The organism is Streptomyces sp. NPDC004732 (assembly GCF_040609235.1).
In the GTDB taxonomy this organism is placed as follows: Bacteria; Actinomycetota; Actinomycetes; order Streptomycetales; family Streptomycetaceae; genus Streptomyces.
Genome location: NZ_JBEXJR010000013.1, coordinates 139471 through 154793, shown reverse-complemented (window position 1 = coordinate 154793; position 15323 = coordinate 139471). Strand labels below are relative to the sequence as shown.

Annotated in this window: 1 protein-coding gene; it reads right to left on the bottom strand. The window is 75.1% G+C overall.

Annotation, left to right across the window (positions count from 1 at the left end; all coding sequences use genetic code 11):
- Positions 1–54: 54 nt before the first annotated feature.
- Positions 55–15318, bottom strand: coding sequence for a type I polyketide synthase (locus tag ABZV77_RS34065; protein WP_356265510.1), 15264 nt, complete (start codon positions 15316–15318; stop codon positions 55–57).
- Between the last annotated feature and the right edge of the window lie 5 nt (positions 15319–15323).

The window sequence follows — 15323 nt, the reverse complement described above, 5'->3', positions numbered from 1 at the left end:
CGTGCATCGTCACCTTTGTGTGCGCGGGGTCGGGGGGCGGGGCGTGGGGCGGTGTCACGGCCTGCCGATTTCCTTGTCGATGAAGTCGAAGAGCTCGTCGTCGGTGGCGGATCCCATCCGCTGTTCGACCTCGCCGCCTTCCGGGGCCGCGCCTGCTCGCACGGCTTCCAGGAGGCTCTGGAGGCGGTCGGTGACGGCGGTGCGTGCGGCGTCGTCAGGCACGCCGCCCCGCAACGCGGCCTCCACGCGGTCGAGTTCGGAAAGGAGTGCCGGTGCCGACTCGGCGTCTTCGGACCCCCCGGGCTGCTCGGGGGCGATCTCCTCGGCGAGGTGCCGGGCCATGGCTTGTGCCGTGGGGTGGTCGAAGAGCAGCGTGGCGGGCAGGTGCAGGCCGGTCGCGCCGCGCAGCCTGTTGCGCAGTTCGACGGCGGTCAGCGAGTCGAAGCCCAGGTCAAGCAGGGCCTGTTCGGTGTTGACTGCGGTGGCGTCGGGGAAGCCGAGGACCAGGGCCGCGTGGGTGCGGACCAGGTCCAGGAGGATCCGCTCGCGCGGCGGCCCGGTCAGGCCGGACAGGCGGCGGCGCAGCGCCTCGGCGGCATCGGGTCCCGGGCCTTCGCCCGCGGCGGCCCTGCGCGCCGGGGTGCGGACCAGACCGCGCAGGAAGGCAGGGACACCGCCCGCCCCCGCCTGTGCGGCGAGCGCACCGGTGTCCAGGCGCAGCGGCAGCAGTACGGGGGCGTCGAGGCCGGTGGCCGCGTCGAAGAGGGCGACGCCCTCGGCGGGTGCGAAGGCGACGATGCCGCCCCGGGCGATGCGGGCGAGGTCGGCCTGTCCGAGGTGTCCGGTCATGCCGCCGCCGGTCGCCCACAGGCCCCAGGCCAGCGAGGTGCCGGGCAGGCCCTGGGCGCGGCGCCGGTGGGCGAGGGCGTCCAGGAAGGCGTTGGCCGCCGCGTAGTTGGCCTGCCCCATGCCGCCGAAGACACCGGCGATGGAGGAGAACACCACGAACGCGGACAGGGGCCTGTCGGCGGTCAGCTCGTGCAGGTTCACCGCCGCGTCGACCTTGGGCCGCAGGACCTTCTGCAGCTGTTCGGGGGTCATGTCGGCGACGACGCCGTCGTCGATGACGCCCGCCGCGTGCACGACGCCGGTCAGCGGCCGCTGCAGGCCGCGCAGGAGTTCGTGCAGGGTCTCCCGGTCGGCGGCGTCGCAGGCGGCGATGTCCACGTCGGCGCCGAGCGCGGCGAGTTCGGCGCGCAGCCGGTCCGCGCCGTCGGCGGCCGGGCCGCTGCGGCTGGTGAGCAGCAGGTGCCGTACGCCGTGGGCGCTCACCAGGTGCCGGGCGATCAGGGCGCCGATGGAGCCGGTGCCGCCGGTGATCAGGACGGTGCCTTCGGCGTTCCAGCAGGGCTCGGCGGCGGGGACGGTGCCGGGGACGTGGGTGAGCCGGGCCGCATGCACCTGGTCGCCGCGCAGGGCGAGTTGGGGCTCGCCTGCCGTGCGGGCGGTGTCCAGGGCGGCGGCGAGGACGTCCGGGCCGTGCCGGTCACCCTGTTCGCCTGCGCCGTCCTCGTCGATGTCGGTGTCGAGGAGCACGAACCGGTCGGGGTTCTCGGTCTGCGCGGAGCGGATCATGCCCCAGACGGCGGCGTGTGCGGGATCCGGGACGTCGTCGCCCGCGTCGACGGGCACTGCGCCGGTGGTGACCAGCACCAGCTTCGCGTTCTCGAGGCGGTCGTCGGCGAGCCAGGCCCGCACCAACTCCAGCGTACGGGCCGTGTGTACGTGCACCGCGTCGGCCAGGTCGCCCGCACCGGTCGGGGGCAGCGCGGTCACCACGACGTCGGGCACTGCTGCGCCCGCGTCGAGCGCGGCGCCCAGGGCGGCCAGGTCCGCGTGGACCGGGCCGAGCCCGGAGGTGACGGCCGCGGTGCCGAGCACGGCCCGGACAGCCACGGCTGCCGGTGCCTGTGCCGGTGTCTGTGCCTGTTCTGGTGTCTGTGTCTGTGCGAGGACCGGCCATTCCAGGCGGTACAGCTCCTGGTACGAGGACGTACGGGCCTGCTGGATGCGGTCCGCCGTCACCGGCCGCAGCACCAGGGAACGGGCGGTGGCGACGGGCCGCCCGGCCGGATCGGCCACGGTCAGGGCGACGGCATCGCGTCCCGTGGGCGTCATGTGCAGACGTACGGCCGAAGCACCCGATGCGTGCAGCCGCACGCCGTTCCAGGCGAAGGGCAGCCAGCCCTGGTCACTGCCCTCCAGGACCCCGAAGGCCAGGGAGTGCAGCACGCTGTCCAGGAGCGCCGGGTGGAGGCCGAACTGCGGGGCGTCGGGGTGCTGCTCCTCGGGGAGCCCCGCCTCCGCGTAGACGTCGTCGCCGAGGCGCCACACTGCGCGCAGGCCCTGGAAGGCCGGTCCGTAGGCGAAGCCGCCGTCGGCGAGGCGCTCGTAGAGGCCCTCGATGTCGACGGGTTCGGCCCCCGGGGGCGGCCAGGCGCCAAGGTCGTCCGGGGCGTCGTGCACCCCGGTGGTGAGCCTGCCGCTGGCGTGCCGGGTCCAGTCCTCGCCGGGCGGGGCGTGCTCGGGCCGCGAGTGGACGGCGAAGGCCCGGCTGCCGTCCGTATCCGGTGCCTGGAGGGTGAGTTGCAGGGTCACCGCGCCCTGGTCGGCGAGGGTGAGGGGCGCCTCCAGGGTGAGTTCTTCGACCTCGTCGCAGCCCACCTGGTCTCCCGCGTGGACGGCGAGTTCGAGGAAGGCGGTGGCGGGGAAGAGCGCGCCGCCGAGCACGGCGTGGTCGGCGAGCCAGGGGTGGGCGGACACCGACAGCCTGCCGGTGAACAGGAATCCCCCGGTGTCGGCGAGCGGGGATCCCGCGCCGAGCAGCGGATGCCCGCCGGGCAGCAGACCGGCCGCAGGCATGTCCCCGGCGGGCGGGGTGGGCGCGAGCCAGTACCGCTTGCGCTGGAAGGCGTAGGTGGGCAGCTCAGCCGCGACCCCGGCAGCACCGCGCCCGGCATCGGCATCGGTGTCGGCTCCGGCTCCGGCTCCGGCTCCGGCTCCGGCTCCGGCTCCGGCTCCGGCTCCGGCTCCGGCTCCGGCTCCGGCTCCGGCTCCGGCTCCGGCGAACAGCCGCGCCCAGTCCACCGTTACGCCGTGCACGTGCAGCCGGGCCAGCGCCCCGATGGCCGCGGGCGCTTCCGCCTCGTCCCTGCGCAGCAGGGGCAGCGCGGTGGCGTGGCCGGGAGCGGTGAGGCAGTCCTGGCCGAGCGCGGTCAGGGCCCCGTCGGGCCCGAGCTCGAGGAAGGCGGTGACGCCCTCGGCCTCCAGTGCGCGCACGGCGTCCTGGAAGCGGACGGTGCCGCGCACGTGGCGTACCCAGTGACCGGGGTCGCGCAGTTCGTCGGCGGTGGCCAGGGCTCCGGTCAGGTCGGAGACGACGGGGATCGTCGGCTCCTGGAAGGTGAGCTGCTCGGCGACCTTGCGGAAGTCGTCCAGCATGCCGTCCATGTGCGGGGAGTGGAAGGCATGGCTGACGTTCAGCCGCTTGGTCTTGCGGCCCTCGGCCCGCCAGTGGTCGGCGATCTCCTGGACAGCGCCTTCGTCGCCGGACAGCACGGTGACGGCGGGCCCGTTGACGGCCGCGACGGCGAGCTCGGCCTCCCTGCCCACCAATTGGGGCAGCACATCGGCTTCGGGGACGGTCAGGGAGACCATCGCCCCGCCGGTGGGCATCGCCTGCATCAGCCTGCCGCGCGCGGCCACCAGGCAGGCGGCGTCGGGCAGGGTGAGGACACCGGCGACGTGCGCGGCGGCCACCTGTCCGATGGAGTGCCCGGTGACGAAGTCGGGCCGCACCCCGTACGACTCCACCAGGCGGTACAGGGCCACTCCGACGGCGAACAGCGCGGGCTGGGTGAAGGCCGTGCTGTCGAGCAGCGCCGCCTCGTGCGTCCCGGGGGCCGCGTGCACGATGTCGCGCAGTGGCCGGTCCAGGTACGGGTCGAGCTCCGCGCACGCCGCGTCGAAGGCATCGGCGAATACGGGGAAGCGCTCGTAGAGTCCGGCGCCCATGCCCGGGCGCTGGCTGCCCTGCCCGGGGAAGAGGAAGGCGGTCTTGCCCCGGCCCGCCGCCGTGCCGGTGATGACGGCGGCGGAGGGCTCCTCGGCGGCGAGTGCGCCCAGTGCGGCGAGGAGTGCGGCGCGGTCCTCGCCCACGAGCACGGCACGGTGCTCGAAGGTGCTGCGGCCGGTGGCCAGGGCCTCGCCGATGGCGTCGGCGGGCAGGGAGGGGTCGGTGCCGACGCGGTCCAGGAGGCGCTGGGCCTGGGCGCGCAGGGCGTCCTCACCGCGTGCGGAGAGCAGCCAGGGCAGGGCGTGCGCGGCGGGTTCGGGCGAGGCGGGCGCAAACGGCGTCGTCGGCGTGGTCGGCGTGGTCGGCGTCGTCGGCGCCTCCTCGCGCAGCCCGTCCCGCACGCCCTGTCGTACGCGTTCTCGTGCGCCCTCTCGTACGCCGTCCGGCGCGGCCTCGGACACGTCGTCCCGTGCGTCGTCCGGAACGTATTCCAGGATCGTGTGCGCATTGGTGCCGCTGACGCCGAAGGACGAGATTCCGGCGCGCCGCGGGTGGGCGCCGTCCGGCCAGGCGGTGTTCTCGGTCAGGAGCCGCACGGCGCCCGCCGACCAGTCCACGAACGGGGTCGGCTCGTCGACGTGCAGCGTGCGCGGGAGCGTCCCGTGCCGCATCGCGAGGACCATCTTGATGATGCCCGCGATGCCCGCGGCAGCCTGGCTGTGGCCGATGTTGGACTTCAACGAGCCGAGCAGCAGCGGCCGTTCGGCGGGGCGGCCCTGCCCATAGGCGGCGAGCAGGGCCTGCGCCTCGATGGGGTCGCCCAGCTTGGTGCCGGTGCCGTGGGCCTCGACGGCGTCGACGTCGCCGGGGGCGAGCCCGGCCCCGGCGAGGGCCTGGCGGATGACGCGCTGCTGGCTGGGCCCATTCGGTGCCGTCAGACCGTTGCTGGCGCCGTCCTGGTTGACTGCGGAGCCGCGCACCAGGGCGAGGACGGGGTGGCCGTTGCGCCGCGCGTCGGAGAGGCGCTCTAGGAGCACCATGCCCGCGCCCTCGGCCCAGGCGGTGCCGTCCGCCGCGGCCGCGAAGGGTTTGCAGCGGCCGTCGGGGGCGAGGCCCCGCTGGCGACTGAACTCGATGAACGCCCCCGGTGTCGCCATCACGGTCACGCCGCCCGCGAGCGCGAGCGAGCACTCGCCGCCGCGCAGCGCCTGAGCGGCCAGGTGGACGGCGACCAGCGAGGACGAGCAGGCCGTGTCCACGGTGACGGCGGGCCCTTCGAGGCCGAAGGTGTACGCGATGCGGCCGGAGGCGACGCTGCCCGCGCTGCCGATGCCCAGATAGCCCTCGAACTCCTCGGAGGGTTCGGTGACCCGGGAGCCGTAGTCGCGGTAGCTGGAGCCGACGAAGACGCCGCCGTCGCCGCCGCGCACGGAGTGCGGGTCGAGGCCCGCCCGTTCGAAGGCCTCCCAGGCCAGCTCAAGGAGGAGACGCTGCTGCGGGTCGATGGCCAGGGCCTCGCGGGGCGAGATGCCGAAGAAGGCGGGGTCGAAGTGGTCGGCGTCGTAGAGGAATCCGCCCTCGCGGGCGTAGGTGCGGCCCACTCGCCCGGGGTCGGGGTCGTAGAGGCCCGCCAGGTCCCAGCCGCGGTCGGTGGGGAACCCGTCGATGGCATCGCCGCCGTCGCGGAGCAGCTTCCAGAACTCCTCGGGGGTGCGCACGCCGCCGGGGAAGCGGCAGCTCATGGCGACGATCGCGATGGGGTCGTCGTCGACTGCGGCGACCGGCACGCGAGGCGCTGCGACGGCGGGGGTGGTGGTGCCGAGCAGCTCTTCGTGGAGATGGTCCACGAGGGCGGCGGTGGTGGGGTGGTCGAAGACGAGCGTGACGGACAGGCGCAGGCCGGTGGCCTGGGCGAGCTGGTTGCGCAGTTCCACTGCGGTCAGCGAGTCGAAGCCGAGGTCCTTGAACACCCGCTCGGGGCCGATCGCGGACGGGTCGTCGTGGCCGAGGACGGCGGCGGCCCGCTCCCGCACCACAAGGGTGAGGTGCGCCATGCGTTCGGCGGCGGAGAGCCCGGCGAGCCGCTGGGCGAGGGTGTCCTCGCCCGGGCCGGTGCCGGGTGCGGACGCGCTGTCGGCGAGGGCGCGCCGCGCCTCGGGCACGTCACGGAGCAGGGGGCTCGGCCGCAGCGCGGTGTAGGCGCGTACGAAGCGGTCCCAGGCGAAGTCGGCGACGATCAGGTGGGTTTCGTCGTCCGCCAGGGACTGCCACAGGGCGTCGACGGCGAGTTCGGGGTCCATGGCCGGGAGGCCGTTGCGCACCAGCCGTTCACCGACCGCGCCCGATGCGAGGCTGTCACCGCCCCACAGTCCCCAGGCCAGGGAGGTGGCGGGCAGGCCGCGGTCGCGGCGCGCCTGGGCCAGCGCGTCGAGGAAGGCGTTGGCCGCGGCGTAACTGCCCTGCCCGGTCCCGCCGAGGGTCCCGGCGAGGGAGGAGAACAGGACGAACGCCGTGAGGTCCTTGTCCCGCGTCAGGGCGTCCAGGTGCAGCGCGGCATCGGTCTTGGGGCGCAGCACCCCGGCGGCGCGCTCGGGAGTGAGGGAGTCGAGGACTCCGTCGTCCAGGACGCCCGCGGCGTGGAACACCGCGCGCAGCGGCCGGTGCGCGGGGATGGCGTCGAGGAGCCGGGCCAGGTCGTCACGGTCGGCGGCGTCGCAGGCCACGACGGTGACCTCGGCGCCCAGTGCGGTGAGTTCGGCGGCCAGGGCCTGGGCGCCCGGTGCGTCCGGGCCGCGCCGTCCGGTCAGGAGCAGATGTGCGGCGCCGCCGCGGGCGAGCCTGCGGGCGATGTGGGCGCCGACACCACCGGTGCCGCCGGTGACCAGGACGGTGCCGTCGGGTGTCCAGGCGGTGGCGGTGGGTTCGGGGCGGGCGGCGGCACGGGTGAGGCGCCTGGCGAACAGCCCGGAGGCGCGCAGGGCGAGCTGGTCCTCTCCCCCGCCTCCGTCGCCCCCGTCCGGAGTGCCGCTGCCCTGGGCCAGCGCGTCGGCGAACCGGGCGCGGGCCCGGGCATCCAGGTGTGCGGGCAGGTCGAGGAGACCGGCCCAGCGCTCGGGGTACTCGACGGCGGCGACCCCGCCGAGGCCCCAGGCGAGGGCCTGGAGCGGCGCGTCGAGCGGGTCGGAGCGGCCCACCGAGACCGCTCCGCGGGTCACGCACCACAGGGGCGCCTTCACCTCGGCGTCGCCGAGGCCCTGGAGCAGGGCCGTGGTGAGCACGAGACCGACGGGCAGCGCGCTCCCTCGGCCGTACGGGGCCTCGTCGAGGGCGAGCAGCGACACCACGTTCTGTGCGGGCTCCTGTCGGGCCAGCTCGCGCAGCCGGGCGGCGAGCACCGCACGGTCGGCGTCCCGGGACGCGACCTCGACGACGACCGGACTCGCCCCGTGTTCCCTCAGGGCCTGCACGCACCCTTCGACCGCCGGGTCCTGTGCGGCCTCGGCGGGCACGGCCACCCACCAGGTGCCGGTCAGGGCGGGGGTGCCGTCCTGAGGCAGTGCCTTCCAGGTCACGCGGTGGCGCCAGGCGTCCAGAGTGGTGCGGCCGCGGCGCTCGCGCCGATAGGTGGCCAGCGCGGGCGCGAGCGCGGTTATCGCATCCCGTATGCCGTCCTGTTCGCCGCCGAGGTGGAGTGCCGAGGCGAGCGCGTCGAGGTCCTGTCCCTCGACGGCTGCCCAGAAGCGTTCGTCGGCGGCGCCCGTGCCCGCGGGCGCGGGTGCCGCGTCGGCGGTCGGCTCCAGCCAGAAGTGGCGCTGCTGGAAGGCGTACGTGGGCAGTTCGCAGCGGCGGGCGCCGGTACCGTCGAAGACCGCGTCCCAGTCCAGCGGGTGGCCCAGGGTGTGGAGTTCGGCGAGCGAGGTGAGCAGCCGCCCACGGCCGCCCTCGCCCCGGTACAGGGTGCCGACGGCTCCCCCGGCTCCCCCGGCCGCCTCCAGTCCTTCCTGGAGCCAGACGGTGAGTGCGGGGTGGGTGCTCGTCTCGACGAACAGGCGGTGCCCGGCGTCGATGAGGGAGCTCAGTGCCCCGTGGAAGTCGACGGGTTGGCGCAGGTTGCGGTACCAGTACTCGGCGTCGAGCCCGGTCGTGTCGGCCTTGGTGCCGGTCACGGTCGAGTAGAAGGGGACGCTCGAGGGGCGTGGTGCGATGTCGGCGAGGAGAGCGAGGAGTTCCTCGTGGATCTCCTCGACCTGCGGCGAGTGGCCCGCGAAGTCCACGCCGGGGATGGGCCAGCACAGCACGCCGTCGTCGGCGAGCGCGCGCTGCAACTCGTCCAGGGCCGCGGGGTCCCCGGAGACGGTCACGGTGGTGGGGCCGTTGACGGCGGCGATGCTCAGCCGGTCGGGCCAGGGGGCGAGGCGGGCTGTCACGTCGCCGGGCGCGAGGGGGACGTAGAGCATGCCGCCCCGTCCGGTGAGGGCGCGCAGGGCCTTGCTGCGCAGGGCGACGATCCGGGCGGCGTCCTCCAGGGAGAGCGCCCCGGCCACGCAGGCAGCGGCGATCTCGCCCTGGGAGTGGCCGACGACCGCGGCGGGCTCGACGCCGTGGGCGCGCCAGACCTCGGCGAGCGACACCATGACGGCGAACAGGACCGGCTGGACGACGTCGACGCGGTCCAGCGGTGGGGCGCCGGGGTCCTCGCGAAGGACGTCGAGCAGCGACCAGTCGGTGTGCGGGGCGAGCGCGGCGGCGCAGTCGGCGATGCAAGCCGCGAAGACCGTTGAGGTGTCGAGGAGTTCACGGGCCATGCCGGGCCACTGGGAGCCCTGCCCGGGGAAGACGAACACCGGGCGCGGGTCCGGGACCGCCGTGCCCCGCACGGCCGCCGGGCCGCCGCGGCCCTCGATCAGCAGGTCGAGCCCGGCGACGAGCGCGTCCCGGTCGGCGCCGACGACGGCGGCGCGGTGCTCGAAGGGAGAGCGGGTGGTGGCCAGTGAGTGGCCGACGTCGACGGGGCGCAGCCCGGGGTGGTCCTGTAGGTGGGCGCGCAGCCGCAGTGCCTGGTCTCGCACGGCGTCGGCGGTCCTGCCGTAGAGCACCCACGGCACGGCGGCGGTCTCCTGCGCCGGGCCGGGCTCCGCCAGGAGGGCCTCGGCGGGCGGCTGTTCGATGATGACGTGGGCGTTGGTGCCGCTGAGGCCGAAGGAGGAGACTCCGGCGCGCCGGGGGTGGCCCTTCGCGGGCCACGGCACGGCTTCGGTGAGCAGGGACACCTCGCCCGTGGACCAGTCGACGTTCGGTGACGGCTCGTCCACGTGCAAGGTCGCGGGGAGCAGTTCATGGCGCATGGCCAGGACCATCTTCATGATGCCCGCGACACCGGCGGCGGCCTGGCTGTGCCCGATGTTGGACTTCAACGAGCCGAGCCGCAGCGGCCGTTCGGCGGGCCGGTCCTGTCCGTAGGTGGCGAGGATGGCCTGGGCCTCGATGGGGTCGCCGAGGGTGGTGCCGGTGCCGTGGGCCTCGACCACGTCGACGTCGGCGCCGCTCAGGCGGGCGTCGGCGAGCGCCTCGGTGATCACGCGCTGCTGGGCCGGGCCGCTGGGTGCGGTGAGGCCGTTGCTGGCGCCGTCCTGGTTGACGGCGGAGCCGCGCAGGACGGCGAGGACGGGGTGGCCGTTGCGGCGGGCGTCGGAGAGCCGTTCCAGGAGCAGCAGGCCGACGCCCTCGGCCATGCCGAAGCCGTCCGCGCCCGCGGCGAAGGACTTGCACCGGCCGTCGGCGGCGAGGCCGCGCTGGCGGCTGAAGCCGGTGAAGGTCAGCGGGGTGCCGATGACGGTCGCGCCGCCCGCGAGGGCCAGCGAGCACTCGCCGCGGCGCAGCGCCTGGGCGGCCGTGTGGACGGCGACCAGCGAGGACGAGCAGGCGGTGTCGACGGTCACGGCCGGGCCTTCGAGGCCCAGGGTGTAGGCGATGCGGCCGGTGAGGACGCTGGTGGAGATGCCCGCGACGAAGAGGCCTTCGAGCTCGTCGGGCACGTCCTTCATGCTGCCGCCGTAGCCCTGGTAGGCGGCTCCTGCGAAGACTCCGGTGCGGCTGCCGCGCAGTGTCGCGGGGTCGATCCCGGCCCGTTCCAGGGCTTCCCAGGAGGTCTCGAGGAGGAGGCGCTGCTGCGGGTCCATGGCGCGGGCCTCGCGGGGCGAGATGCCGAAGAAGCCTGCGTCGAAGCGGCCCGCGTCGTAGACGAAACCGCCCGCTGCCGCGTAGCTCTTGCCGGGCCGGTCGGGGTCGTCGTCGTAGAGGTCGTCGAGGTCCCAGCCGCGGTCGGCGGGCAGCCCGGCGATCACGTCGCGGCCCTCGGCGACGATCCGCCACAGCTCTTCGGGGGTGGCGGCGCCGCCCGGGTAGCGGCAGCTCATCGACACGATGACGACGGGGTCGTCGTCGACGGCGGTGGCGGGAGGTGCCGACGCGGAAGGCGTCGGCGCGGCCTGTCCGCCGAGGAGTTCGTCGTGCAGGTGGCGGGCGAGGGCGCCGGGCGACGAGTAGTCGAAGACGACGGTGACGGGCAGCCGGAGCCCGGTCGCCGTGTTGAGGCGGTTGCGCATCTCCACGGCGGTCAGCGAGTCGAAGCCGAGGTCGCGGAAGGCGCGCCCGGGTGCGATCGCGTCGTGCTCGTCATGGCCGAGGACACCGGCGGCCTCGGTGCGCACGAGGTCCGTCAGCTGGCGTTCGCGCTCGGATTGGCTCAGTTCCCGGAGCCGGTCGCGGAGCGTGTCCGTGGTCGGGTCGCCGTCGTCCTGTGCCGTCCGGTCCCGGTCCGGGGCGAGTTCGGCGCGTACTTCGGGGATCGATCCGATCAGGGGGCTCGGTCGGCCGGTGGTGAAGACGGTGGCGAAGCGGCTCCAGTCGATGTCGGCGACCAGGACGAGCGTCTCGTCGTGGTCGAGGACCTGTTGGAGGGCGCTCACGCAGGTGGCGGGCGGCATGAAGACGATGCCCTGGGCGCGCAGTTGGTCCTCGACGAGGTTGGCCGCCATGCCTGCGCCGTTCTCGGGGCTCCAGATGCCCCACACCACGGAGGTGGCGGCGAGGCCGCGGGCGCGGCGGTTCTCGGCGAGGCCGTCCAGGTAGGCGTTGGCGGCGGCGTAGGCGCCGTGGATGGCGCTGCCCCACACGCCGGAGATGGAGGAGAAGAGCACGAAGGCGTCGAGGGTGTCCCGGTCGAAGAGTGCGTCCAGGTGCGCGGCGCCGCCCGCCTTGGCGTGCAGGGTGTCGGCGAACTCGGGCAGGTCCGTGTCGGCGAGGGGCACGAGGGATCCGGCACCCGCGGCGTGCATGACGGAGCGGATCTCGCAGCCGTCGGCCTCCAGCGTCGCGACCAGCGCGGCCAGGGCGTCGCGGTCCGCGATGTCGCAGGCGGCGACGGTGGTGCGGGTGCCCAGGGCGGTGAGTTCCGCGGCGAGTTCCGCGGCGCCGGGCGCGTCGGGCCCGCGGCGGCTGACCAGGACGAGGTGCTCGGCTCCGCCGCGCGCGAGCCAGCGGGCGACGTACGCGCCGAGGCCGCCCGTGCCGCCGGTGATCAGGGTGGTGCCGCGCGGGCTCCAGGTGCGGCGCGGCTCGGCGCCTTCCAGCGGGGCCCTGACGAGTCGGCGTGCGTGCACGGCGGAGCCGCGTACCGCCACCTGGTCCTCGTCGCCGAGCCCGGCGAGCACGGTGCGCAGCCGGGCCGCGGTGCGGTCGTCGAGGGCCGGGGGCAGGTCGACGAGGCCGCCCCAGCGCTGCGGGTACTCAAGGGCGGCGACCCGGCCGAACCCCCATCCGACGTGCTGGGCGGGGCTGACGATCCCGTCGCCGCGGCCGACGGAGACCGCGCCGCGGGTCGCCCACCACAGCGGCGCGTCGATGCCCGCGTCGCCGAGGGCCTGCACCAGGGCGAGACCGAGCGCGGTGCCCACGGGCACCGACGGGTGGTGCGGGTGGGGCCGTTCGTCGGTGCCGAGGAGGGAGAGGACTCCGCTGACCGGCTCGGCCGCGTCGGCCAGCGCCTCGGTGAGCCGGTCGGCGAGCGGGGCCCGGTCGGTGTCTCCGTGCTCGAGTACGAGGGTCAGCACGGCCGCTCCGCCCTCTTCGAGGGCGTGGACGCAGGCCCGGGTCTCGGCGTCGTCGGCGAGGGGTCCGGGCAGCAGGACGAGCCAGGTCCCCGACAGCATCGCCGCAGCTGCGTCGGGCAGCGGCTGCCAGGTCAGGCGGTAGCGCCAGGACTCGACGGCGGCGAGCTCCGCGCGCCGTTCGCGCCAGGTGGCCAGGGCGGGCAGGACGGCGCTGAGCGGGTCCTCGGGGCCGACGCCGAGGGTCGCGGTCAGCTCCGGCAGGTCACCGGTGCGCACGGCCTCCCAGAACCGGTCCTCGACGGGGTCCACCGGTGCGGCCGGGGCGCGGTCCGCGGTGGGTGTGGGCTCCAGCCAGTACGGGCGGCGGAGGAAGGCATAGGTGGGCAGCTCCGCGGCCGCGCCGTGCCCGGTGAACACCCGGGACCAGTCGGGCGAGAGGCCGCGCGCATGGGCCTGGCCGAGGGCGAGCAGGAAGCGGTCGAGGCCGCCCTCGTCGCGGCGCAGCGTGGCGAGCACGGCGACGGGCTGCTCCGGCGCGGCGTCCTCGGCGGTCTGTGTCACGCCAGGGGTGAGCACGGGGTGGGCGCTGGCCTCGACGAAGAAGCCGTAACCGTGGTCGATCAGGTCGCGCACGGCTTCTTCGAAGCGCACGGTGCGGCGCAGATTGCGGTACCAGTACGCGGGGTCGAGTGCGGTGGTCTCCAGCCAGCCGCCGTCGACGGTGGAGTAGAAGGGGACGGTGGCGGCCTGGGGTGTGATGCCCGCGAGGGCGCTGTGCAGCTTGTCCTCGATCTCTTCGACGTGCGCGGAGTGCGAGGCGTAGTCGACGGGCAGGACCCGCGCCTGGACGTCGCGCGCCACCAGCTCGGCCACGATCCCCTCGATGGCGTCGACGTCACCGGAGAGCACGGTTGCGGCCGGGCCGTTGACCGCGGCCACCGACAACCGCCCGCCCCACCCGGCCAGGTGGGCCTCCACGTCGGTCACGGGCAGCGCGACCGAGGCCATGCCGCCGCGCCCGGACAGGTCCGCGAGGGCGCGGCTGCGCAGCGCGACGACCTTCGCCGCGTCGTCGAGGGACAGGGCACCCGCCACGCACGCGGCGGCGATCTCCCCCTGCGAGTGCCCGATCACCGCGTCCGGTTCGATGCCGTACGCGCGCCACAGCTCCGCAAGGGACACCATCACCGCGAACAGCGCGGGCTGCACGACGTCCACCCGCTCCGGCGGCGGTGCGCCCGCGCCGCCGCGCAGCACGGCGTCGAGCGACCAGTCCACGTATGCGGAGAGGGCCCGCTCGCAGGCGGCCATGCGGGCGGCGAACACCGGTGAGGATTCGAGCAGTTCGACGGCCATGCCGGTCCACTGCGAGCCCTGCCCGGGGAAGACGAACACGGTCTTGCCGACGGGCCCTGTGGTGCCCTGGGCCAGGCGCGGGGCGGGAGTTCCGGCGGCCAGGGCGGCCAGGCCCTCGGTGAATCCGGCGCGCTCGTCGGCCACGACGACCGCGCGGTGCTCGAAGGCGGCGCGTGTGGTGGCAAGGGCGCGGCCGATCTCCCCGTCGGTGGCCGTGGCGCCGCCGACGTGGGCGAGCAGCCGGGCGGCCTGGGCGCGCAGGGCGTCCTCGCTGCGGGCGGAGAGCACCCAGGGCGCCCATCCCGTGGCGGGCGCGGTCAGGCCGTTCTCCGCGGCCTGCGGAGTCCCGATCCCGTCCTCCGGTCCGGCTGCACCCCCTTCGCCCCCTTCGCCCCCTTCATCCTCTTCGAGTATGAGGTGGGCGTTGGTGCCGCTGACCCCGAACGCGGAGACTCCGGCCCGTCGCGGCCGCCCGTCGGCCTCCCAGGGCCGGGCCTCGGTCAGGACACGTACGTTGCCCTCGGACCAGTCCACGAACGGCGTCGGCTCGTCGACGTGGAGGGTCTTGGGCAGCCGTCCGTGGCGCAGGGCCAGGACCATCTTCATGACGCCGCCGACGCCCGCGGCCCCGGAGGTGTGGCCCACGTTGGACTTCAGGGAGCCGAGCCACAACGGCCGCTCGGTGGAACGCTGCTGCCCGTACGTGGCGAGCAGGGCCTGCGCCTCGATGGGGTCGCCGAGGCGGGTGCCGGTGCCGTGTGCCTCCACGGCGTCGATGTCGCCGGGGGCCAGTCGGGCGTCGGCGAGGGCGTCGGTGATGACGCGCTGCTGGGAGGGGCCGTTGGGTGCGGTGAGGCCGTTGCTCGCGCCGTCCTGGTTGACGGCGGAGCCGCGGATGACGGCAAGGACCTGGTGGCCGTTGCGGCGCGCGTCGGCGAGGCGTTCCAGGACCAGGACGCCGACGCCCTCGGACCAGCCGGTGCCGTCCGCGGCGGCCGCGAACGCCTTGCAGCGCGCGTCCGCCGACAGGGCCCGCTGGCGGCTGAAGGCGACGAACGCGTCGGGGGTCGCCATGACCGCGACGCCGCCCGCGAGCGCCATCGTGCACTCGCCGCCGCGCAGGGCCCCGACCGCGAGGTGCAGGGCGACCAGGGAGGACGAGCAGGCGGTGTCGACGGTGAGCGCGGGGCCTTCCAGGCCCAGGGTGTAGGCGACGCGGCCGGAGATCACGCTGCCGGCCGTGCCGGTGTCCAGCAGTCCCTGGATCTCGGGGAGGTGGCGTGCGTCGCTGCCGTAGTCGTTGCGCATGGCGCCGATGAACACGCCGGTCCGGGTGGCGCGCAGCGCGGTCGGGTCGATGGCCGCCCGTTCGACGGCCTCCCAGGCGGCCTCGAGGACGAGGCGCTGCTGCGGGTCCATGGCGAGCGCCTCGCGGGGCGAGATGCCGAAGAAGCCCGCGTCGAAGTCGGCGGCGTCGTGCAGGAATCCGCCGTGCCGGGTGAAGGAGGTGCCCGGGTGATCGGGGTCGGGGTGGTAGAGGGCCTCGGTGTCCCAGCCGCGGCCCGTGGGCCATTCGGTGATGGCGTCGCGTCCGCTGTCCAGGAGGTCCCACAGCCGCTCCGGGGTGTCCACGCCGCCGGGGTAGCGGCAGCTCATGGACACGATCGCGATGGGGTCGTGGCGGGCGTCCTCCGCCTCGCGCAGGCGCCGCCTGGCGTCTCCCAGGTCGGCGGTGGCGCGCCTGAGGTATTCGAGGAGCTTCTCGTTCTCCGGCATGTTTC

Coding starts and splice junctions, on each gene's coding strand:
- ABZV77_RS34065 (WP_356265510.1), bottom strand. CDS start 15,318: ATGCCGGAGAACGAGAAGCTCCTCGAATACCTCAGGCGCGCCACCGCC.